This is a genomic window from Joostella sp. (assembly GCF_048266025.1).
GTDB classification, from domain to species: domain Bacteria; phylum Bacteroidota; class Bacteroidia; order Flavobacteriales; family Flavobacteriaceae; genus Galbibacter; species Galbibacter atrarenae.
This window is the reverse complement of record NZ_JBLXAF010000009.1, coordinates 1-24489: the sequence shown is the minus strand read 5'-3', so window position 1 is coordinate 24489 and position 24489 is coordinate 1. Positions and strand designations below refer to the sequence as shown.

Genomic DNA, 24489 nt, shown 5'->3' with positions numbered 1-24489 from the left:
GCTTTATTGGTAATTTAAATTTAGGAAATTATATTCTGATTGTCTTGTTTTTAATCAATTTTAAAATATTTTCTAACAGTAGTTTTTATTTATTAATTTTAAGAATACTATTCATTTAAAATCAATTTCATGTTCTACTTACTAATCGTTAATCAGGGGGCTTATGAAAAAATTTCTGACTCCACAGAGAATTACTTTCGTGAATTTATAAAAGCAGTTCCGCTATATGTTTTAGGGTTGTTAATTTTAATATTAGGAATTTTTATAGCAGGATGGATTGGGGAGTTTGCTAAAAGAAGAATTCAGAAAAGAACACACGATCCATTAATGAGTAAGTTTTTAGGAAGAGGAATCCGTTTTATTCTTATTTTAATTTTTATCATGCTTGCATTGGATGCAGCAGGATTGGGTAATATTTCAGCAGGAATATTGGCAGCAGCAGGAGCTAGTGCTGTAGTTTTAGGATTTGCTTTTAAAGATGTGGGTCAGAATTTTATTGCTGGAGTAATTTTAAGCTTTAATCGCCCTTTTGATGTAGATGACACGGTAGAAATTGGAGATATTTTCGGGAAAGTAAAGACCTTAGAATTTAGATATACAAAGCTGAAAACATTTGATGGTAAAGATGTTTATATTCCTAATAGTGATGTAATTACGCGTCCTGTTACTAATTATACGGAAGATGGATTTTTTAGGTATGACTTTATAATTGGGATTGCTTATGAGGATAATATTGATGGAGCTAAAAAGGTTGTATTGAAGGCTTTAAGCGAAGAGCCGAAGGTAATGAGTGATGAAATACATCAAAACTTTGTTACTGAAGACAAACTAGATACAAGCACAGTCAATTTAAAAGTTTTCTTTTGGGTAGATACGAAGGAATTTGGAATGCAAGCTCTAATAACAAAAGGGAATGTGGTTAGAAGAGTAAAAGAAGCCTTAGAAGATGCTGGTTATTACATGCCAGCAGATATCCAAGAAATTAAATTATATGGTAAGGAAGCCGAACTTCCAATTAGCTTTATAGATAAGCTTAAGGCAGATGAAAATAAGAAAAAAGAATAAAAAAAATAGCAGCTATTGACAATAATCAGTAGCTGCTATTTATTATATTTCAATAAAGAAATTATCTTATTTTCGGATATTTCTCTGGGTTTGTTTCGTGCATAATAGCATATACTTTTTCAAAGATATCTTCTGCATTAGGTTTTGAGAAATAATCTCCATCACTAGAATATGCTGGTCTATGTGCCTTTGCAGTCAATGTTTGTGGAGCGCTATCTAAATATTTATATGCATTTTGATTTTCTACAATCTCTTGTAAAATGTATGCAGAACATCCTCCAGGAACATCTTCATCTACAATTAGTAGTCTATTTGTTTTCTTAACACTCTTAATGGTGTCATGGTTTATATCAAAAGGAAGTAAGGTTTGTGCATCTATAATTTCAACATTTATGTCAACTTCTAGAAGCTCTTTTCCTACTTGTTCTACAATTCTAAGAGTGGAGCCATAAGAAACAATTGTGATATCTGTTCCTTCTTTTACAGTTTCTACAACACCAATTGGAGTTCTAAGCTCGCCTATGTTTGTAGGTAACTTCTCTTTTAGTCGGTATCCATTTAAGCTTTCAATAACAATTGCAGGTTCATCACTTTCCATCAAGGTATTATAAAAACCTGCTGCTTTTGTCATATTTCTTGGGGTAAGAATATACATTCCTCTTAAAAGATGTATTAATCCTCCCATTTGAGAACCAGCATGCCAAATTCCTTCCAGACGGTGGCCACGAGTTCGAACAATTAACGGCGCTTTTTGTTTTCCGAGTGTACGATATAAAAGACTAGCTAAATCATCACTTAAAACATATAAAGCATATAAGATATAGTCTAAATATTGGATTTCAGCAATAGGACGTAGACCTCTTAAAGCCATTCCTATTCCTTGCCCAATAATAGATGCTTCACGAATACCAACATCAGAAACTCTTAATTCTCCATATTTTTTCTGAAGACCTTCTAACCCTTGATTTACATCTCCAATGTTTCCGCTATCTTCTCCAAATACAAGTGCATTAGGATTGTTTTCAAATAGCTTATCAAAGTTATCTCTTAAGATAATACGCCCATCTACCATTTCGCTATCGTCTTGATAGGAAGCAGGTATTTCAGCAATATTTGTAACGTTATTTTTTGTTTCGCTATACAGATGAGAGCTATACTCTGGTTGTGTACGAGTGTAAAAAGATTCTATCCAATTTATTAATTCAGTCTTCGCCTCCGATTCTTCGTGTACAACGTATCGTAACGCTTTTCTTGCATTAGAAAGAATATTTCTTTTAGAAGGTTCGTCTAAAGAAATAAGATCATTTTTTAATCTATTGATGAAGCTTTTATTACTGCTACTATTGGCAAGATCAGAAAGTAGAGAAACAACATGTTTTTTCTCTGATTTTATAGGAGTTAAAAATTCACTCCAAGCTTCTTTTTTACCATCGCGAACTTCTTTCTTAATCTGTTTTTCTAACTGACTAAGTTCCTCTTCTGTGGCAAAATTATTTTTTATTACCCACTCACGGAATTGAACATTACAATCGTATTCTTTTTCCCACTTAAGTCTATCTTCAGATTTATATCTCTCATGAGAACCAGAAGTAGAGTGTCCTTGCGGTTGAGTAAGTTCTATAACGTGTAATAAAACAGGAACATGCTCTTCTCTAGCAATAGCTCCAGCTTTATTAAAAGCTTCAATTAAAGCGGGGTAATCCCATCCTTTAACAACGATAATTTCGTATCCGTCTTGGGTTTCTGTTCGTTGAAATCCTTTTAAAACTTCAGAAATATTTTCTTTTGTAGTTTGGTGTTTTGCATGTACAGAAATTCCGTATTCATCATCCCAAACACTAATTACCATAGGAACTTGTAATACTCCTGCGGCATTTACTGTTTCAAAAAAGATCCCTTCACTAGTACTTGCATTACCTATAGTTCCCCAAGCTACTTCATTTCCATTTACAGAAAAACCTTCATTATTCGTTTCTCCAACGTTTCTGTATATTTTAGAAGCTTGCGCTAACCCCAATAAGCGAGCCATTTGCCCTCCTGTAGGAGAAATATCGGAGCTACTATTTTTTTGTTGCGTTAGATCTTTCCATGTTCCGTCGGGATTATTACTTTGTGTAAGAAAATGACCTCCCATTTGCCTTCCAGCACTCATCGGTTCTTTTTCTATATCTGTATGGGCGTAGAGTCCGGCGAAGAAATTTTTAATACTTAATTCGCCAATAGCCATCATAAAAGTTTGATCGCGGTAGTATCCACTTCTAAAATCACCATTCTTAAATGCTTTGGCCATTGCTAGTTGCGGGAGCTCTTTACCATCACCAAAAATACCGAATTTAGCCTTTCCGGTTAAAACCTCCCTTCTTCCTAATAAACTACATTCGCGACTAGTAACCGCGATTTTGTAGTCGTTAAGTATTTGATCTTTAAAATCTTCAAAGGAAATATCTTGTTTTGTTTCGGGTTTTGTTTGCATAGGTTTTTTTATGTGACGCTAGCAAAAATAGCCAAAAAGAATGGGTTATGCAATTAAAAAAAAGGCTTATAAAATGATAATATTTCAATATAAAATGTTAAAATTGAAATATCTTCAATAAAAGTGTTTTCTAAGCGGTAAATAGTGCTTTTTTGTAATTTTTTTATGATTTTAAATGAAAGACTGTTTTTATAACAATAATTCTAATCTATTACATTTTACTCCTTATTTCTGATATAAGTTAGAATAGCCTTTGAATGAGACCTTTTTATTTAAGCTAAGCAATTAAAACCATTTTCTTGTAAAGAGACCGATTAGCGTTTTAGGACTTAACGTGACAATAAATCTAATTTTCTCGTCATATCTCGGTTGTGCAACTTCCCAACCATTGTTGGAATAAACAGGGAAATAGAGCTCAAAATAATCGGTTACAAGGTTGAGACGTATTCCAGAATCATATACAAAGCGAGCGTTTTCATTCTTATTACGGATCATTCCTATATCGCCATAAACCTCTATCCAACGCCAAAGGTTAAAACTCGCATTAGAAGTAACAATCCAATCATTAGCATAAGGATTTGGGAGTTTAGACTTAAAACCACCTTCAGCAATTATGAGCTGCTGACTAAAAATACCAGTTTCTTCGGAACGCCCTAAATAATCATAATCGAATAGGTAATCTGTAGGTCGGTCTAAAGCAAAGCTGAAATAATCGGAGTTTGTTTCGTTATAAATAAATTTTCCAGCAAAGAAGCGGATATTTAATTGACGGTTGCTTTCAAATAATTTTCTGTATTCCCAATTAAAGGAAACTTTTGAAAATTCGCTTGCAACTTGTAAATCTACAAACCAAGATTTATAGTTTATTATTCCGTTATTTCCGTAGGCATAACGAGCATTAAAAACACTATAGTCTGGATCTGTATTGATGTCTTGAGAAAAATCTCTAATAACATTTACATACCTCATATTAAATAGCTCTCGCTCGTTAGAACGATAATCGTCATTTCTAAAGCGAAAAGTAAGTGAAGGTGTGATTGTGCTGTAGCGCAAACCATCTGCATAATGAAAGGATGATCCTGCAACAAATGCATCAATAAGATACATATTATCATGATTTACATACTTTCGATATCTTAGAGATCCAGAACCTACAAAGGCATTCTCTCCAAAGGCATAAGATGGTTGTAAATCATATATAAAAGGTTTTGCTAAGAATGTTTTGTTGTAAAGTCTTATTCCAGGCGTTATCCCATCATAAATATTAAACCTTAAAACAGGTACGTAAAAAATCTGGTTGTAGTATGGATCTTCAGTATCCTTAAAGAACTGAACTTTTAACTTCCTATTGGTGGAAAAAAATCCGTTTACAGACTTCCAATTATCACGCTCATTAAACTCAGGAATTACTCGGTCGTAATTTAGAACTAGCCTTTTTACGTCTTTCCTAGGAACCAATACATTTTGTGTTTTCTCAATGTCGGAATACCAATTTTTAAATAGAATAGAATCATTTTTATCGATTCCATACATGGTAATTGGAACATTAGTATTTCGCTTATTTTTTAAAGTAACTAATAGGGAGTCGTCTGTTTTTTTAAAGCTCTTAATCTTAAAATCTATCTTCTTATCTGTAGAAACGTAGGTTTCAAAAAACCAATCTATATTTTTTGGAGCATCTTCCTTTAGAATAGCTTCAAAATCTTCTTCATGTGTTACTTCTGAATTATTCTCAGCATAGAATTGTTTTATTTTTCGATCTATATATCCATCTCCCAAATAGCTATTTAAATACGCTAAACCAACACCAGATTTGTAGCGGTTAGCAATCTTTTCATTGAATTTAATTAGCGAATCTCGGGGACTGTCTAAAGGCTGATCAGAATAAGTTCTAGCCATTAGCATATATAAATACGGATATTGATCGTTAAATGTCATTTGCGCCAAGTGGAAAGAGCGTAACCCCCATATATTAGAGAGCTTTCCAAGGAGTTTCATGTCTTTGTAGTAAGTATCTACATACTTCATTAAAAGATAAGTCTCAATACCGTCTTTTACCCAATTTTCTTTTCTATTGTCAAGATAGATAGTGTTATTTAAATATTCGTTTAGCGTTGTTTTAAGAAGCTTTAATTCGTACTGAAAGTCTTCAGGGAAAGGCCTTAGAAAAGCAGGTAATTGATTGAGGCCATAAAGAGGGTTTCTCTTATAATCTTCTTTAGAAACTAATATTCTTTTGTGAGGATAAGCTCCTAAATTACTATAGATAAAATCAACAACACGCTCGGCAGAAATTGTCTTAGTAACCTTATTAAGATCTTTACTTTCTATATTTGAAATGAGTTCTAGCTTATCATTCTTAAATATCGAGTAATCGTGTTCTTTTAAGAGATAAAGTTTTAAATCTCCTCTATTTTCTCCTTTTAAGTGTGCCGTTGTAGTAGAATCATTTTTTTTACTTTTATCAATCTCAAAATCACTAATCAGATTGTATTCAGTGGGATAAGAGAAGTCGACTTCAATCTCTTTTGTCAAGGTATTTAGGTCGTTTAAATTTTTGTTATGGTATTTTTTCCACCCATTATCATAAATAGCGGGTGTAATATGCCAATAACGAAGTTTGTAATTATTTTCATCTGTATATCCGTAACCAGTAAATTGTGTGCTCGGTAGATGTACTTTATAGGAGAGTTTTAAAGAATATGACTTTCCAGGGTAGATAGGAAATTTTAATTGAACCTTAATAAGGTCATCTTCATCGGTACGTTTCCAATCTAAATAATTAAAATTTTTATCAGTAAGAGTTAGTATTTCAGTAATTCCACGATCTTCTTTTTTTGCTAAATGAAGACTTTTATTAAACTCTTCTCCAAAGCGTTTTGCAAGCGCTGTATTTTTATTAGAATATGCATTATTCCAATCGTATAAATGCACAGAATTAAGGGTGTCATTGCTTGTATTAAAGAAAGTTATTTCTTGCTGAATTTTTATAAGATGCTCTTTTGCAATAAGAGAGGCATTTATTTTCTGATTGCTTTGAGAATACATCGTGGCAATACATAACAAAGCAAATAGGAGGGAGTATGTTTTAGTCTGGTTCAACATTAACGATTATTCGGTTAAGGGATATTGTTTTTAAAAGTTTGGTTAAGGTTGAAACTCTTTCTCATTCTTAGGTTTTCTTGTGATGGTTACAATATTATGCAAAAAAAATTAGAATATAACATAGGTATATGAATAAGCATTGTTAAATTAGTGTCAATCATAAAATAGTAGTTTAAATGCATATTTCAGAATTAAATAAGTCAACATATAATGAGTACTATCAAACCTATATAAGTACTTTAAAAGAAGTAGAATTAGTTTCTGAACTGCAAGCCCGTCTCGATTCTCTTGTGCCTATATTAGAAGCTATAAAAGAAGAAGATTATAATTATAGTTATGCAGCAGGTAAATGGAGTATTAGGGCCTTACTTCTTCATATAATCGACACAGAACGTGTTTTACAATACCGTGCGTTTACATTTGCTAGGAATAATGGAAGTACTCTTAATGGTTTTGAACAAGATGACTATGTTGTAAATTCTTATCCCAACTTAAGATCTAAGTCAAGTTTAATAGATGAATTTATAACTGTTAGAAAGAGTTCTATTTCTTTATTTTCTTCATTTGATAAAGAAATATTTAATAATGCAGGAAAGATAGAAGGGAGTCCAATGTCTGTTGGTGCAGCTGGATTTATAATTTGTGGACACCAAAAACACCACGAGAATGTTATTATTGAAAAATATTTACCTTCTTTGAAATAAGAATATAGAAGGCAACAAAAAAGAGGCTGTTAAAGCAGCCTCTTTTAATATTATATGAGTAGAGTTTATTACCTTAAAGTAGCTCCTAATTGATGCTCAAAACTACCTTGTAACTTTCTCATTACTTTGTCTATTTGTTTATCGGTAAGGGTTTTCTTTTCATCTTGTAAAGTAAAGCTAACCGCATACGATTTTTTACCTTCAGGAAGTTTATCACCTTCATAAACATCAAATAGGTTAACGTCTTTTAAAAGACTCTTCTCGCTATTTTTTGCAAGGTTATAAATTTCCTCAAAACTTGTACTCTTATCTACTAGCAAGGCTAAATCTCTTTTTACTTCTGGGAATTTAGAGATTTCAGAAAAAGAAACATGTTGTTCTTTCGCAAGCTCTATAATAGCATCCCATTCAAAATCAGCATATAAAACCTCTTGTTTGATATCAAAATGCTTTAAAATACGCTTGTTTACAATTCCAAAGGAAACAATCTTCTTCTTTTTAAGCTTGTAATTTAATCCTTCAGAAAAGACATCTGAAGTTACAGGCTCCGATTTAGGAATATCAAGACCTAAACGTTCTAAAGTTATATTTATAATTCCTTTAAGGAAGAAGAAATCACTCTTTTCATTTTTTAATCTCCAGCTTTCCGAGTGTTGATCCCCAGTGATTAAAATACTCAAGTGTTTGTTTTCTATTCTACCGCTTTCATAATTATGATAGGTTTTTCCAAATTCAAAGAATTTTAAAGAACCACTTCTACGGTTAATATTATAGCTAAGCGCTTCCAATCCACTAAAAAGCATCGATTGGCGCATCACCGATAAGTCGTTACTTAAAGGGTTTAGCATTGTTACATCAAAAGTAGATTTATTATCATTGCTTAGCTCCATATATTTTGGAGTGGTAAGCGAATTAGCAAGAATCTCGTAGAATCCTAATGCCGCTAATTGGTTCCCTACAACATTTTGTAGTTTATGATCTTCAAACTTAGAAGTGCTAGCAATAGAAGCGTTTAATTTTTGTGTAAAAGCTATATTGTTATAACCATAAACACGTAAAATCTCTTCTATAACATCAACCTCACGTTGAACATCTACACGATATGACGGAATTGTAAGTCCGATTCCTGTTTCTGTAACGTTATTAATTTTAATCTCAAGAGAACTTAAAATAGACTTAATAGTATCGGTAGGGATATTCTGACCGATAAGACTATTTACCTTTTCGAAAGTTAAGAACACTTGGAAATCTTCAAATTTCTTAGGATAGAAATCTTCAGCATCACTAGAAATTGTACCTCCAGCAACCTCTTTAATTAATAATGCGGCTCTTAATAAAGCGTATCTTGTATTGTTAATATCAATTCCTCTTTCAAATCTAAAAGAAGCATCGGTATTTAAATTATGTCTTTTTGCTGTTTTTCTTACGGAAACAGGATTAAAGTAAGCACTTTCTAAAAATATATTTGTTGTATTTTCTGTCACTCCAGAATTTTCACCTCCTAAAACTCCAGCAATACAAAGAGGCTTATCTGCATCACAGATCATAAGATCGTCTTCATGAAGCTCTCTTTCTACTTCATCTAGCGTAGTAAATTTAGTTCCTTTTTCTAGTGTTTTAACAACTACTTTATTTCCACTAATTTTATTAGCATCGAAGGCGTGTAATGGCTGTCCTAACTCATGTATAACATAATTTGTAATATCTACAATATTGTTTTTAGGAGTAATTCCGATAGCTTTTAATCTATTTTTAATCCAATCTGGAGATTCTTGAACCTTAACTCCAGAGATAGAAATCCCACAGTAACGCGGACAAAGCTCTTTGTCTTTTACATCGACTTCCATTCTTAAAGTACGGTTATCGACGTGGAAACTACTTACAGAAGGAGTAATAAGTTCTTGAGAAATTTCCTTTTGTAGCAATCCAGCTTTAAGATCTCTAGCAACACCATGATGACTCATTGCATCTGCACGGTTTGGAGTAAGACCAATTTCAAAAACAACATCGTTTTCTACTTTAAATAATTCGGCACATAATGTTCCTGGCTCCAAACTCTCATCAAGAACCATAATTCCATCATGACTTTTTCCTAATCCGAGTTCATCTTCAGCACAAATCATCCCGAAAGATTCTTCTCCACGGATTTTACCTTTCTTTATCTGCCATGCTTCTCCTTTATCATCGTATAGAGTAGTGCCAATAGTTGCTACAGGTACTTTTTGTCCTGCTGCAACATTAGGAGCACCACATACAATTTGTAAAGGTTCTGCGGCTCCAATATCAACCTTTGTTAACTTAAGACGGTCTGCATTTGGATGTTGTTCACATTCTAATACATGCCCAACTACAATCCCCTTTAATCCTCCTTTTACTGATTCAAAAGTTTCAACGCTTTCTACCTCTAATCCTAAATCGGTTAAAAGTTCTGCTGTTTTATCTGCTTCCCAATCAAGATGAATAAATTGCTTTAACCAGTTGTATGAAATTTTCACTTGCTACTTTTATTTATATATGTTGCAAAGATAATAATCCACTTCATAATAAGAACCCATCAGCAATTTTTCTTTTGATAGAAATATGGCTTATACGTCTTGTTATATTTTTCTATTTCTGAATAAGAAAAGTAAGTTATTATGAATATAAGACAGACTTAGAATATAATTCTGCAAACCTTTGTTTTATTCTAAGTTTTTTATTTTCAGCTAAATATGAAGTGTTTTAATGAAGGCTATTTGTAATAAAATCCCTCTTTTATCTGAAGTGTCTAGAAAGCATCAGCTTATATAATTCCAAATATTCTTATATTTTACGAGCTGCTGATACGTATATCTTAGTATTTTATTTTTTTCTAATGCCAAACTAGGATCTTCTTTAAGCACACGAAGAGCATAATAACGAGCAGATTTTAAAATCTCATTATCTTTAATAATATCAGCAATTTTTAAATTTAAAACACCACTTTGTTGTGTTCCCATAATATCACCGGGACCTCTTAATTTTAAATCTACTTCTGCGATTTCAAAACCATCATTTGTACTTACCATGGTTTCTAGTCTAGTTTTAGAATCGCTAGATAATTTATGACCTGTCATTAAAATACAAAAACTCTGTTCTGCACCACGCCCAACACGACCTCTTAATTGGTGTAATTGTGATAACCCGAAACGCTCAGCACTTTCAATAATCATTACGGAAGCATTCGGGACATTCACTCCAACTTCAATTACCGTTGTAGCAACCATAATTTGCGTATCGCCATTTACAAAACGTTCCATTTCATAATCTTTATCGGCAGTTTTCATTTGCCCATGAACAATAGAAACCTGATATTTTGGCTGCGGAAACTCTCTAGCAATGCTTTCGTAACCATCCATTAAGTCCTTATAATCGAGTTTTTCGGACTCCTGAATCAGTGGATATACCACATAAATCTGTCTTCCTTTTTCAATTTCATCTTTTATGAATCGGAATACCTTTAAACGATTGCTATCATAACGGTGCACAGTTTTTATAGCTTTCCTTCCTGGAGGAAGTTCATCGATTACAGAAATATCTAAATCTCCATACAAACTCATTGCCAATGTGCGCGGAATAGGGGTTGCAGTCATTACCAATACATGCGGTGGAATACTGTTTTTACGCCATAATTTAGCACGTTGTGCAACTCCAAATCGGTGTTGCTCATCGATAATTGCTAAGCCTAGATTTTTAAACTTTACTTTATCTTCTAATATGGCATGCGTACCTATTAATATATTTAGGGACCCATCTTCTAATTGCTCGTGGATTTCTCTCCTTTGTGCTGTTTTTGAAGAACCTGTAAGTAATTTTACTTCAATATTTAATGGCGCTACAAGCTCTAAGATTCCGTTATAATGTTGTTGTGCTAAAATCTCTGTTGGCGCAACCAAACAAGCTTGGAAACCATTATCTATGGCCAATAACATTGTCATTAATGCAACAATAGTTTTTCCAGACCCCACATCTCCTTGAAGCAATCTATTCATCTGTGCATTACTTCCTAAATCGTTTCTTATCTCTCTAACTACTCGCTTTTGTGCGTTTGTAAGCTCAAAAGGAAGATGGTCTGCATAAAAAGTATTAAAAAGTGTACCCACTTGATCAAAATTAAAACCTTTAATCTTGTTTTTATGGGTTAGATTTTTTGAAATAAGTTGCAGTTGAATGTAAAAAAGCTCTTCGAATTTAAGTCGGTATTGAGCTTTAGCAAGGAGCTCCTGACTCTGTGGAAAATGGATATTAAAGAGCGCTTTACTTTTAGAAATAAGTTTAAGTTCTGTTAACAATTCTTCAGAAAGAGTATCAAAAAAACGTGCTTTAGTTTCAATAAAAAGCTGTTGCATTATTTTATTGATCACACGATTGCTAATCCCTTTGTTGGAAAGCTTTTCCGTAGATGGATAAACAGGTTGCATGGCGGTACGGAGGTTATTTTCATGCTCCGAAAGTAGTTCCATTTCTGGGTGAGGCATTGTAAAACCATTGTACCAGTTTGTTTTTCCGAAGATAACATACGGTTGGTTTATTTTTATACTCTCACGAATCCATTTATGCCCACGAAACCAAACCAATTCCATTTGTCCAGTTTCATCTACAAAAGTAGCTACAAGTCGTTTTCCTCGCTTTTGTTCAACTGTTTTTAAGCTTGTTATTTTTCCAATTACCTGCACATCGGCATTGTTACGCTGTAATTCATTAATCTTATAATAGCGAGTTTTATCAATATACCGATTCGGGAAAAGGTTTACCAAGTCTTGGTATGTGTGAATGCCGAGTTCCGTACGCAGTAAATCAGCACGGTTTGGACCAACTCCCTTTAAATAATCTATAGGTGTTTGTAAGATACTCGGATTCATAATTACGAAGATAGGAGTTCCTTATAAAGTGTGAAAGTTTTATTCTTTCTGAAACATATAAAGTGTTTAAAAAAGCAGAAACTATTGATTGAATAATGAAAATTTGTGTCTCAATGTGATGTAAAATGTAGTTTTATTTTGTGTATTTTTACGATCGCATTATGGGAAAAGAAAAGAAGAAAATTTTATTAGTAGAAGACGATCCTAAGGTATGTTCCTTTATAAATAAGGGGCTTACCGAGAAAGGCTTTGAGGTTTCTATCGCTTTAAATGGGAGTGAAGGGTTTCGTTTAGCTACTTCTTCTGAGTTTGATTTACTGATACTCGATATCATGCTTCCAGAAATGAATGGAATGGATATCTGTAAAGAAATCAGAAAAAATAATGCTAATATTCCTATTATATTTTTAACTGCACTTGGAAGTCCAGAAAATATAGCCTTAGGTTTAAATACTGGAGCTGATGATTATTTGGTTAAGCCATTCAAATTCATTGAATTAACAGCGAGAATAAATAGTTTGTTAAGGAGATATACCAATAATAAAACTCTTGCCAATCAAGCATCTAATATATATACATTTGAAACTATTGTTGTAAATGACGCTGCTAAAACGGTTCATAGAGACGATATTAAAATAAATCTTACTTCCACAGAGTATAAGCTTTTATTAGCCTTTATAAAATCGCCAGGAATTTTACTTTCTAGAAATGAACTTTTGGATAATGTATGGGGCGTGAATTTTGATATAGGCACAAATGTGGTAGATGTTTATGTAAATTACCTTAGAAAGAAGCTAGAAAAAGAAAATCAAACACGTCTCATTCATACAGTTATTGGAATGGGATATATTTTAAGAACTAACGATGAAGACACAAAATAGGATAATAATATTTCTAACTTCTGTTTTCTTCGCTTATATCTTAATTTTTAGCGCAGTAATTTATTATTCTATAAGTAGTTACGCATATACCGATTTCTATAAAAGATTGGAGATTAGAGCTATTACAATGGCAAAAATCCAATTAGAGAATACTCAGGATATAGATGTTGTTAAAGAGATTCGCCAGGATTTTTTGGAAAAGCTTCCAGATGAAAAGATAACCCTTATTGACCTTGATAAAATTCACGATTCTGAAATATTACTTAAGAAAGCTAAAATTCCAGAATCCTTTATCCGACAGATAGAAGAGGAGGAGAGAGCTTTTTATAAGCAGAATAATACCTTTTATTCAGGGATAAAATACGAGAATTATATTGTGGTTGTTTCGGCGCAGAATTATTATTCTGAACACCACATGGTTCATTTAAGAAATCTACTATTCTTTTCTTTACTTATTTCGGTATTGATAATAATATTTATAGCATATTTCTTTTCTAGGACTGTAATGCAACCGATAAGTAAAATCATTAAAGAAGTTAAAAAAATAGGTACAGAAAGTCTTAATTACCGTTTAGATGAGTCGCAAAGCAATGAAGAGATGAAAAGTTTGGCGACTACTTTTAACGATATGCTTAACCGATTGGAAACTTCTTTTGAAACGCAAAAGAACTTTATTAGCAACGCCTCTCATGAGCTTAATACGCCTTTAACTTCTATTATTGGAGAAGCAGAAGTTACTTTGTCAAAAGATAGATCTTCCGAAGAGTATAAGCAATCGCTTATAACAATTTTAGAAGAAGCAGAGAAGCTGAATAAAAAGACCAAAGCCCTATTATTTTTAGCGCAAACGGGATATAATAAAGGGAAAATACAACAGGATAGTGTGATCCGTATGGACGAGCTTGTTATAGATGTAAAGACCACGGTTGAGAAGATATATCCGGAAGCCAATATTCATTTGGACTTTAATATGTTGCCCGAAAACCCTTATCATTTAAAGGTAAAAGGGAATGAACAGTTGCTACACTTAGCCATTTCTAATATCGTAATGAATGCCTGTAAATATTCTGATAACGCTCAGGTAGATATTATTTTGGCAGCCTCCGATGTTAATGTAATATTGATTATAAAAGATTTAGGAGTAGGAATCCCAGAGAATGAATTGGGTTATATTTACGATCCATTTTTTAGGGCTTCTAATACCGAAGAATTTTCTGGCTACGGAATTGGCCTGCCATTAAGTAGAAATGTTATTAAGCTTCACAGAGGAAATCTAGTTGTTAGCTCTAAAGAGAATGAAGGGACAACAGTAGAAATATCGATTCCTATAAACAGTGATTTCCTTCATAAGAGCTTTATAAAAACGATATAAAACATTAGAAAAGAGAAAATTCTAATGAGATTCTAATGTCGTCTTAATTCCTTTCTTAGACTGTAGATATAGTTTTGTTTTTATAAAATAACAAACTATGAAAAGAATATTAGTCCCTACAGATTTCACAATTCAGTCTTTATCCCTTTTAAAAAAAGTAATTAATAGTCAAACAGAAAAAGTAAACATACTTTTAATATATAATGCGCCTGTTTCTGGTTCTATAACCGAACTATTATTCTTTTCAAAGAAACAGCAAATAGAGAAACTTCAAGAGGAAAAATTTAATGAGGCTTTAGAGATCTTATCTAATAAGAATGCGAGTGTTATAAATTCTATTTCTATGGATTTATATCAAGGATTCACAAAAAATGCTTTTGATAGTTATATAAAAGCAAAGCGAATAGATGAAGCCTATATTCCTATGGCAGTAAAAAAAGAAAAGGAGAAGAACTTCCTTTTAATCAATACTATAAGAAGGTCTAATTTAACTATTACAGAAGTAGAAACTCCTTTAGAAGTAATATATCAAGCTCAAGGATCTTTTGCAAAATTACTGACTTCATAGAACACAAAATTAAAAGATATGAAAAATAAAATCGCTGTTATCTATCTGCTTTCATTTACACTTATTATAGTAACGATAGCGCTTGTGTTAAAGTCAAGTACTTCACCAAATAAGGAAATAGTAGGGGTTTGGGAAGAAACTTCTTGGCGTTATGAGAAACTTCCTGTAAAGAATAATAAGTATATAGATGAAGCCATAAAAAAGGATATAACAGCGGGTTTAATTATTCATGAGGCAGAGACATGGGAGTTTTTACCAAACGGAGAAGTGTTACTTTCTAGTGATGATATAAAGAAAAAATTAGAGTGGAGGTTAAAGGGGAGAGGGCACATCTTAAAATTAAAATATCCAGATTTTAAGAATGAACATTACAACCTCTATAAAATAAATGATAAAGAAATGGAGCTCCATTTCCAGTCTGATATTCAGGCAAGGGGAATAGTGAAGTTAACTTTTAAGAAAAAAGAAGCGATAGATTATGTTGAGAAAATTTAGTAATAGTAGAACCGTTAAAGATAATATTCAGTTAGGGTCGTTATCAGCTTTTTCGGCAGGAATGGTTAATGTTACTTCTGTAATTATATTCTTCGCATTTACATCGAATGTAACGGGTCATTATGCAATTTTTGCTGAAGAAGTAGCCAAAGGAAATTGGAATGGCGCTGTTATTGTTTTCGCTTGGATCTTTTTATTCTTTATTGGGAACTTTTGCTCCAATCAAGTTATTATAAACTTCAATCATAAAAACTCCTATCTAGCTCATTCATTACCATTATTTCTTGAAATTATATGTCTTTTTGCTGTGGGAACTTACGGGGAGTTTTATTATCAAGAGACTTTATTGGAAACAGAAATTATGGTTGGACTCATGTTATTTGCTATGGGACTCCAAAATGGACTAACAGCTAGTATTTCCAACTTTTCAGTAAAAACCACACATATGACGGGGCTTACCACCGATGTTGGTATCCTTGCTTCCATGTACACAAAAAAGAAGTATCGAAATAATAAACAGCTCAAAGAAAAAGGAAAAGTACTGCTTTCTATAGCGCTGGCATATATAACGGGGGGAATCTTTGCAGGAGTTATTTATCTTAAAATTCAGTTTATGGTATTTTATGTTGCTTGTTTTGCCATTTTTATCATCATTGGTTATGAGTATTATAAATTAAAAATAAACAAGCTTATTAGGCGTAGACGTAAGCAACCTATTTCAGCAAAATATAAAATAGCAGATTAAAAATTAACAATAGCAGCGTTCCATTAGTACTGTGTTGTTTGGTTAGTTAGGAGTGTTAACTCCGTGTGTAAAATCAATCCATTTCCGCCAGAATGGATTGATTTTTTTTATAAATAGAAAGCTAATTAAATAGCAATATTATGTTACTTCTCTACTCGTTAACCTCTGTATATCCAGGCAATCCGTGCAGACATTTTATAATCTGATTTCCACCAGGTTCTCCAGCGTGGTAATGATATCCTCTAGTCTCATCTGTATGTCCGCCACATTCATCCAAATCATCTGGTTTATGTCCGTGCTCATTTGCTAACGCATAAATTCCAAATCCGTCGATGGCATATCCTATCATTGGAGCATGTACATCTGTTTGAGAAATCTCTTTTGTAGAACCTGTTGCCGCATGGTAGTGGTAACCTCCGTGCGGGTTAACATGTCCGCCGTGGTCATCCAAAGGAGCAATTGTATGTGCCGCTAATATGGCATGCGTAGGCGCAGGCGGGTCGTAATTAACACCGTTAAATGCAATTCCTATTCCCCCTTGTCCAAAATCTTGAGTAGAATTAAGATATTTTGGAGTAACAGGAATAACAAACGTTGTTACCTGATCTTTAAAATATTCTGGCAAGCACTCTACGCAATAGTTATGGTATTCTTCATCTACATTAGGTTTTGCAGCAGATAAGCATCCTTCTTCCGTATCTGTTACTTTTACCGTCCCATCTTCTCTATATAATTTCCACTGCTCATCACTATAAAACTCATCTAGGTTAGCGATAAAATGCCCAGAAACATCATACACTTTATCATCTTGAAACCATATTCCTGCTTTTTCCATTCCATCTTCAATATGCCTAGGACACCAAGGTCCCATTTGATGCTCTGTAGCTTGAGAGTTGGTCTTAATAACGTAACAAAGCGTTTCAATTCCATTTAATTCTACCGTTTTCTTATTGATTCCTCCTATAATATTTTCAGCAATAAAGTAATCTGTATTTATAGGAATTACTTTAACAGTGGTATTTATTTCTGCTGATAAATCTTTTTCAGTATCATCTGGACGTGGAGGTCGATTTCCTTGATTTCGATCCATTTTTTTGAGTTCCTCTTCAGTTAAGAAACCATCTTTATCAGTATCAATAGCATTAAAATCGTTTGATAACGGACCTTTGACCTCACCTTCGGATAATTTTCCGTCTTTATTGGTGTCCATTTCAGAAATTATCTGCTCCAAAGAAGGTCTTTCTCCTTTAGGTTGTTGTTCTTCGTTTTTTTTCTCGTTTGATTTACACGAAACTAAGAATGTAAAAACTGCTATTAAGAGTAAAGTATTTTTCATTTTAAACTATTTATATTGATGTTTTTTTTTGTGGTACATCGTTTATTAACAACTAATTTAGTGAATCTTACCTAATCTTTATCATTCATAAAAGTAAGGAATTCAGTAAATAGGAGTGTGGAGTGAGTTCGATGTATAAGTTTATTTATTATTCAACTATAATTTATAAAACTCCTTGTCTGCAATAGGCTCCGGTAATTCCTTTTCATCTAGCAATTGTCTAATATTTATATCGATAGTTCTAGAGATCGTACTCATAGGAGTATCTGTTGCTTTATTTTCAAAGGGATCTTGTAACCGGTAGGCTGCTTTTTCAAGAGAGAAAAATAATCCAGAGATTAAAACAAGAATTATAAGTTCCAATATAAAGTCTAGCCTAAAGGGTTCTGAGGTTGCTAAAAAGATTACAAATAAATAGATAGCGATGTATAGCGCAAATGAATAGTTAGTAGGAAAAACAGTATTTTTTATCCGTTCGCATTTCCCCATCGATGAGGTCAGTCTAGTTATTGTTTCTTCTAATTGTGTTCTCGAAAAATCATTAATATCACCATTTGAAAATAATTCTTTGACTGTACTAATCTGAAAACCTAGAATTTTAAGAGGTATATTTTGCTGAGTTTCCAATGTTTTAATCTCTTTTGAAGATAGTAAACTCTTAATATCTTCTGATGCATCTTGCTTTCGTAAAGCCGCAGTTAATGCATAGCACCAAGCTATTTGGGTATGCGCCATCTTTTTTATTAAAGGATTTCTATGGTCTACATACACCTGTAATTGTAAAACGAGCGTACGAGAATCATTTACAATGGCACCCCAAACTTGCCTTGCTTCCCACCATCTACCGTATGACTGACTTATTTTAAATGAAAGTAATACAGATATTGCGATACCCAAGGTTGTAGCAATTGAAATTGGGATTTTTGGTAAACTGCCCGGCTCTATAATTAAAGGAGGAACTTCCGATAGCATTGCGATGAAAACAACAATTAATAGCGGAAATCTAATTTCTTTGAAAATGTATTTTATTGGAACTCTTTTTTTGGTAATCATAGATAATTTGATTGAACTGAAGCCTTTACTTTTTACATATAAAAGCCAATAGAAGATTTAATAAGCTTGTTTTTAAGCTTCTAAATATTTAAGTAAATACTCCCTACAAGAGTAGTTATAGCTGTTATTGTAAGGAGTATCGGTTTTTTTATTTCTGAATTATTTTTGGAAGTAACGCTATTATGTTAATCCCATTTATTAGATGTAGAAACCGCATATTTACCAGCACCAGTAAAGAAGAATGCCAATGCCCCAAAGGCGAATAGTAAAATAAGTTCAATTTCTAGACCTCCAGTTTTTGAAATAGCAAAGAGATTATCAGCATGTGCAAGCAGCATTGCAGCCATCATTCCGAAGAAAAATGCTAAGGAAGCTAATCTAGTTCTAAAGCCTATTAAGATCAAAGCGGGTGCAATTAATTCTGTAAAGTACACTCCGTATGCCATAACTTCTGGCAAACCAGCTGCTGCTAACATACCTTTAATACCTCCTAAACCGCTTAATTTTGCTACCCCATGGAATAACATTAAACCAGCAATTGTAACCCTTGATATTAGTAATCCTAAGTCGATATTCTTTTTCATGTTTTATTTTTTATAATTGTTAGTTTGTAACCAAGATTTCTATTTTAACAACGATCTCCAATACTAATTGTAAGAGCTTTCTCTATAGTGAGTTCGCTGTTTACAGCTAACTCACTCACTTATAAAATAGCTGAAATGGTACTTATTTTACATGCAAAGGCATATTTTTTAGAATATATACTACAACAGCTTTATTGTAAGTTTAAGATTTATAGTCTAAAATAACCAATTATAAAAGACGTAAATAGGTGAAATTGAGCGATCAATGTGTATTTATACGTGTTTTAATCATAATTATACGTTAGACAACATATCTGGATACGTCTTTAACGTCAAATTATACGTTAGGTAACGTATCTAGACACGTCTTTGACGCCAAATTATACGTTAGGTAACGTATCTGGATATGTCTTTTACGTCAAATTATACGTTGGGTAACGTATCTGGATACGTCTTTAACGCCAAATTATACGTTAGGTAACGTATCTGGATGTATATATTACGTCATCGAAGCACTGGAAGACGTCTCTATATGGGGTGATAACGTAGCGAGATAGTTAAAACACGCCACAGGAAGACAACAGAACCCCAGCGGATGGTTGTACAACGTAGCTTGATAAGTAAATTAATAAGGAATAGCAGTAATGTGTTACATAGCTGATAATTTGAAACAGCTTAGGAGTGAATTTTTGTTTACACAGTTTTTTGGACACTACCAGAATAGGGGGCTTATTCTTAATCAGTTCTTAACTTTATTTAAAAAATGGGTCCAACTTTAATAAACCTAAACCCGTTTATTTTTTGTTTACACAAAATTTTGGATACTGTGTTTTTGAAGAAAAAATTACTTTTTTAGCTTTTTGGCAACTTCATCGTAATACTTTTGCGTAACTACTTCCGTCCAAGTAGTTGGTTGCCCGCCACCATATAAAGCCAGATATGTTACATCACTATATTTGGTGGAAGAATGCCAATGTTCGATATCTTTCTCACATTTAATAATATCCCCTTCCTTTAGAATAACAGGATCATTTCCTTTCTCCTGATAATAAGCTTCCCCATCTACAATGATTAAAACTTGAGCAGAACTATGCTTATGCCAATCTAAAGTAGAGTTGGCTTTGAAGGTTGCTTTTGTAATATTATAACCCAATTCAGCATCGTCATGTATAATACCATTTAGCCAGGCTTCCCCTATATAATGAGTATTTGGTGCTTTTGTACCTTCCGTATGATATGAGGAAACTTTGTATGTAGCATCTTGAGAAAATGCCGACAATGAAGCTACTATAAACAGGACTAATATTGATTTTTTCATTTTATAATTTTTGTATTTATTATTTACTAATCTATGGAGTTTACTGGGGGTTTTCAGCTTCTAATTTAACAAATAAAAACCGAATAGAGAACCCCTGTCAGCCAACAGGCAAGCACAAGGATTTTCGTAAGTAGGCTATAACCAGTAATTAATTTTATGCGGTGTTGGCGGTAGTTTTTTTCTGTCGTTTTATTATTGTGTCAATTCGTCTTTTGTTTTCCTGTTGTAATAAAGTAGGATATAAATTCATAAATATATTCACAATCATTATGGTCAGACCGAATAAAAAGTCGTGAGTAATACTTTTATAAAGAGCAAAAAAAGTAACGAATATAAATCCAATTAAATGACTTATTTCCGCAATTGTCATTTCCATTCGTATTTCAGTCAATTCCGTTTTTTTATTTTTCAATTTTATTTTCTGATTAAAAAACTTGAAAAATGAATTTTTCACAATCCATTTAAAATAGTCAATTCCAATAGTTTTATTTAAAGATTTGCTTTCAATAAAATTCAGATTTGATATTTTTTTGTAGTATTCAGTTTTGACAAGAAAACTATTAATTATCATTCCGACTATCCACGATATAAATGATATTGACATTCCGAATGTTAAATACTTAAGCATAATTCTCTTGAATTTCGTGATTTTTGAAATTGTGGCTAACGTGTTTTAAGCACTTAATTTAGCAAATAATTACAGACCAAGAAAATCCGAGAGGATTTTCGTAAGTAGGCAATTAACCAGCAATAAATTATATATGGTGTTGTAAATAGTACTTTTAATTCAACCATTCTTTTGATATTCCGAAAATTTTATCAAAATCATTTCCATCTTTACTAATGATTTGATTTCCATTAATATAATTATGAATTAGATTAAGTTTTTCAAAATCAAATTTGTTTTCTGCAAGTGGATTTTCAAAAAGCCAGTAATTAGCATTTGGAATATTTGATGGAAATACTTTCGTGACCATAATTCCGCTAACATTAGTTAATTTTGCTTTTCCAGAATTATAAAATACTCCATCTCTTTCTCTAGTCATTTTTTCGTCTCTATTTTCAGGATTTGTAGAGAAAGTGTATTTTAAAGAACCCCAAATTACATTTTCAATGTCTATTTTTCCTGATGTTTTTTTTCCTAAAGCATTTATACAAATTAAATATGGAATTTCAAATTTTCCATAACGTTTAGCTTTTTTGAGAATAGATTGTCGAATAGAATTTTCTCCACCTCCCCAAAAAGTTTCGATAGGAAACATACCAATAGGATTTTTACTGATTTTATCTTTTTGAGATTCAATTAAAGGCATTGGTTGAACTCGAATTTTTAAATCCTTATTTTCAAAGTCAATATTAGGACATCCATCAAAACCAAGTTTTTCCATTCTTTCAGTAATTTCCTTTGGCTCAAGTTTACTAACTTCTAATTCAATTTTGGAAATTAATTCTTTTACTCTAGGTTGCTTTTGAGTTTTAAAATTTAACTCTTCAATTCTCAATAGAAATCCTTTTATTCTTACTTTACTTAATTTGTCATAGAATTCATTTTGACGTTTTTCAAAAGCCATTTCTGTTTCTGTTTTATCAAAACAAATTTTGGCTTCTACATACGCTTGAAAATCATCTTTAGAGATTAAAAAGTCTGGTCTTTTGTTAGTGTCTTTAAGTTTAGGGTGAATTTCAATGTTGAAGCCTAATTTATTAAATAGTTCAAACAGAAAAAGTTCGTAGAAGGCTGAATCTAAATCCTTTTTAAAACGATTTTTCAGTTCTAACTTCTCTAATTCAGGATATTCTGAAAACCATTTTTCTAAAGTTTCTCTAATAATTTGAATATCCTTGCGATTGCTTTTATGATAGTAATTAAATGAGTTTTCATTATTACTAGAAGGACCAACTATAATTTTTGTTGTTTTATCAAAAAGCTTAATCAATTTCGTGAGTTTTTGGGTATTGTTTACAACCATCAGATAAACGTATTCACGTTTATTTCTCTTTCAAATATATAGATTCCTTAGAGATATATTTTACGGAAAACCTTAAAAAGGCAATAAGCTTTAGGCTATATGCAGTGTGATAAATATTATATTTAGCTATAACTAACTTTCTATGCTCTATTTTTCAGTAGAAAATATAGAAGGGGTTATTAGTTTAGGATACATTGTTGTAAACAGTTTTTTTATTCAGTATTATTGATGTTAAAATCAAACTTAAAATTCCTGCCGAAATAGAGGAAACAATTACATTTCCATATTCTATGATTTCAAGTCCGCTTAAAAGTCTAATCAGGATAATTACAAAAGTTAATTCTACAAAAATGAGCCAATATTTTAAATTGATTTTTTTTGTTATATTTTTTTCTTTCGGTAATTGATAAATAGCAAAAGCAATTATTAATCCACCAATTAATGTACTTGAATGTTGTAGAATTTTTAAAATCGGTATTTGCTTTCCTAAAATGTCAATTGTGTTTGATAATCCTGGAATTTTTTGAACGAAATATCCATTATCGTGAGTAAAACTGTCCCATAAAATATGAGAAATTGCTCCAATTAAAACTGAAATTATGATTATCAGCCATTTTTTTTTAAAGTTCTTATTCCAGTTAAATTGTTTCAAGTGCAAAAATCTTGACTTTAGAAAAATAGGTAAATTGTCAAATAAACTGTTCCGAATAATATTGTGAAAAATAAAAGCAAGTAAAATTCCTAATGGTAAGTCAAACCAAAAAAGTCCATCAAATGTGTGGCTATAATTGCTTTTAATTCTCATTCTCAAAAAATATTCAAAATCTGGTGTTAAACTCCCAATTATTAATCCAGTTAAAGAAATCCATTTTTTTGGTAGATAATTCAGCGGTAAAACTATTGCTGGATGTGAAAAGGTAAATGGCATTTATTTCTGTTCGTTTTTTTCAAATTGCACATAACTATCTGATAAACGCACTCACGGTTATATCTCTTTCAAATATATAGATTCCTTAGAGATATATTTTATGGAAAACCTTAAAAAGGCAATAAGCTACTTTAACAATGCTTTGCTATTGCGAAATCAAGCAGACTCTATAATGAAATGTACGTTTCTGTATTGTTTTAATAGTTACAATAAAAAAGCTTACAAAATCAATTAATTGAATTTGTAAGCCTAATATAATAGTGTCTAATATTTTTGAAGAAGGGGTTGTTTTTATCTTAGTTCTTTGTTGTGTAATGTATTTTATTCACGTTTGTCAATTTCAATCGCTTTTTTGTAAAAGTTTTCAAATTCAGATTTATCATATTTCACTCGCATTGCTGATAAAACATCACTTAATCCCAAACTGCACCAATCCCAAAGCATTGTATCGAAGTTATATTTATACATCTGTTTTCCAACTTCTTTACGAATTTTGTCAGTTTCGGTTTTGTCAATTCCGACATCGGTTAGACATTTCTCAATTCTTTTTTCATTGTCAGCCGTAAATTCAGTATCGAGATATGGTTCTAAAATCCAATCCCAATTCCAGCTATGTTTTTTGAGTTTTATTCTATTGTTTTCCGCAAACTTTAGAATTTCTTCTTTTTGTTCTGCTGTAACGAAAACAATGTCATTTTCAACATATATTTTGCAAAGTCCAAAATCCGCACAGATAAAATCAATTTGATTAGCTTTTATTAGTTTGTTAGGATAAGCAACTGAAGGTTCAAATGGATATTCCGAAATATAAATTTCATTTTCTCGAATTTCTGATTTTCCAATTCCGCACAATAAGTTATTCATTTCGCAATCTGTTGAATTAAAAAATGCTCCGTTTTTCTTCTGTTTAAAAATGTTCTCAATGAAATTCACGGTTTTTATGTCACGTCCTAAAATACGGCTACAGATTAATATTAAATTTAAGCGGCATTTTGGTGCACGTAATTAGGTG

19 protein-coding genes are annotated in these 24489 nt (G+C 32.1%); 7 read left to right on the top strand and 12 right to left on the bottom strand.

Annotation, left to right across the window (positions count from 1 at the left end; genetic code table 11):
* Positions 1–129 precede the first annotated feature (129 nt).
* On the top strand, positions 130–1065 hold the full coding sequence (locus ACN0TY_RS13935) for a mechanosensitive ion channel family protein (protein WP_417444979.1): 936 nt from the start codon (positions 130–132) through the stop codon (positions 1063–1065).
* Between the two features lie 61 nt (positions 1066–1126).
* Here the strand turns inward: ACN0TY_RS13935 and ACN0TY_RS13930 are convergent, their stop codons facing one another.
* Together ACN0TY_RS13930 and ACN0TY_RS13925 are read right to left on the bottom strand one after the other, a co-directional pair.
* Entirely contained in the window at positions 1127–3538 is a 2412-nt protein-coding gene (locus ACN0TY_RS13930) for an alpha-ketoacid dehydrogenase subunit alpha/beta (RefSeq protein ID WP_417444978.1), read from the bottom strand.
* A gap of 285 nt (positions 3539–3823) precedes the next feature.
* Complete coding sequence (locus ACN0TY_RS13925; protein WP_417444977.1) at positions 3824–6643, bottom strand: metalloprotease; 2820 nt, start codon at positions 6641–6643, stop codon at positions 3824–3826.
* 176 nt (positions 6644–6819) lie between these two features.
* On the opposite strand from ACN0TY_RS13925, the gene ACN0TY_RS13920 reads away from it, so the two are divergent.
* The gene (locus tag ACN0TY_RS13920; RefSeq protein ID WP_417444976.1) at positions 6820–7347 is read left to right on the top strand and encodes a DinB family protein; all 528 of its coding nucleotides are present in this window, start codon (positions 6820–6822) and stop codon (positions 7345–7347) included.
* A 68-nt stretch (positions 7348–7415) separates the two neighbouring features.
* Here the strand turns inward: ACN0TY_RS13920 and pheT are convergent, their stop codons facing one another.
* The gene (gene pheT, locus ACN0TY_RS13915) at positions 7416–9842 is read right to left on the bottom strand and encodes a phenylalanine--tRNA ligase subunit beta (RefSeq protein ID WP_417444975.1); all 2427 of its coding nucleotides are present in this window, start codon (positions 9840–9842) and stop codon (positions 7416–7418) included.
* Positions 9843–10124: 282 nt separating this feature from the next.
* Entirely contained in the window at positions 10125–12227 is a 2103-nt protein-coding gene (gene recG, locus ACN0TY_RS13910) for an ATP-dependent DNA helicase RecG (RefSeq protein WP_417444974.1), read from the bottom strand.
* Between the two features lie 161 nt (positions 12228–12388).
* On the opposite strand from recG, the gene ACN0TY_RS13905 reads away from it, so the two are divergent.
* The 5 genes from ACN0TY_RS13905 (at position 12389) to ACN0TY_RS13885 (ending at position 16288) form a co-directional block, all read left to right on the top strand.
* Complete coding sequence (locus ACN0TY_RS13905) at positions 12389–13108, top strand: response regulator transcription factor (RefSeq protein WP_236958498.1); 720 nt, start codon at positions 12389–12391, stop codon at positions 13106–13108.
* The gene (locus ACN0TY_RS13900; protein ID WP_236958497.1) at positions 13092–14480 is read left to right on the top strand and encodes a sensor histidine kinase; all 1389 of its coding nucleotides are present in this window, start codon (positions 13092–13094) and stop codon (positions 14478–14480) included. Before ACN0TY_RS13905 ends, ACN0TY_RS13900 begins: the two co-directional genes overlap by 17 nt.
* A gap of 97 nt (positions 14481–14577) precedes the next feature.
* Positions 14578–15048, top strand: a complete 471-nt coding sequence (locus ACN0TY_RS13895; RefSeq protein WP_417444973.1) for a hypothetical protein — start codon at positions 14578–14580, stop codon at positions 15046–15048.
* A gap of 18 nt (positions 15049–15066) precedes the next feature.
* A complete protein-coding gene (locus tag ACN0TY_RS13890) occupies positions 15067–15543 on the top strand; it encodes a hypothetical protein (RefSeq protein ID WP_236958495.1) in 477 nt (158 codons plus the stop codon).
* Entirely contained in the window at positions 15527–16288 is a 762-nt protein-coding gene (locus ACN0TY_RS13885) for a YoaK family protein (RefSeq protein ID WP_417444972.1), read from the top strand. The genes ACN0TY_RS13890 and ACN0TY_RS13885 overlap by 17 nt, the downstream gene beginning before the upstream one ends.
* A gap of 151 nt (positions 16289–16439) precedes the next feature.
* Here ACN0TY_RS13885 and ACN0TY_RS13880 read toward each other — a convergent pair whose 3' ends face one another.
* From ACN0TY_RS13880 to ACN0TY_RS13845, 8 genes are all read right to left on the bottom strand, one after another.
* Entirely contained in the window at positions 16440–17624 is a 1185-nt protein-coding gene (locus ACN0TY_RS13880; protein WP_417444971.1) for a YHYH protein, read from the bottom strand.
* 156 nt (positions 17625–17780) lie between these two features.
* Complete coding sequence (locus ACN0TY_RS13875; RefSeq protein ID WP_417445080.1) at positions 17781–18734, bottom strand: bestrophin family protein; 954 nt, start codon at positions 18732–18734, stop codon at positions 17781–17783.
* Positions 18735–18862: 128 nt separating this feature from the next.
* A complete protein-coding gene (locus ACN0TY_RS13870; protein ID WP_417444970.1) occupies positions 18863–19261 on the bottom strand; it encodes a DoxX family protein in 399 nt (132 codons plus the stop codon).
* Between the two features lie 844 nt (positions 19262–20105).
* A complete protein-coding gene (locus tag ACN0TY_RS13865) occupies positions 20106–20579 on the bottom strand; it encodes a cupin domain-containing protein (RefSeq protein WP_417444969.1) in 474 nt (157 codons plus the stop codon).
* A gap of 154 nt (positions 20580–20733) precedes the next feature.
* Positions 20734–21150: a hypothetical protein gene (locus ACN0TY_RS13860; RefSeq protein WP_417445079.1), complete on the bottom strand. Its 417-nt coding sequence runs from the start codon at positions 21148–21150 to the stop codon at positions 20734–20736.
* Positions 21151–21361: 211 nt separating this feature from the next.
* Entirely contained in the window at positions 21362–22516 is a 1155-nt protein-coding gene (locus tag ACN0TY_RS13855) for a hypothetical protein (RefSeq protein WP_417444968.1), read from the bottom strand.
* Between the two features lie 217 nt (positions 22517–22733).
* Entirely contained in the window at positions 22734–23477 is a 744-nt protein-coding gene (locus tag ACN0TY_RS13850) for a DUF4184 family protein (protein WP_417444967.1), read from the bottom strand.
* A 321-nt stretch (positions 23478–23798) separates the two neighbouring features.
* Entirely contained in the window at positions 23799–24341 is a 543-nt protein-coding gene (locus ACN0TY_RS13845; protein WP_417444966.1) for a hypothetical protein, read from the bottom strand.
* Positions 24342–24489 lie beyond the last annotated feature (148 nt).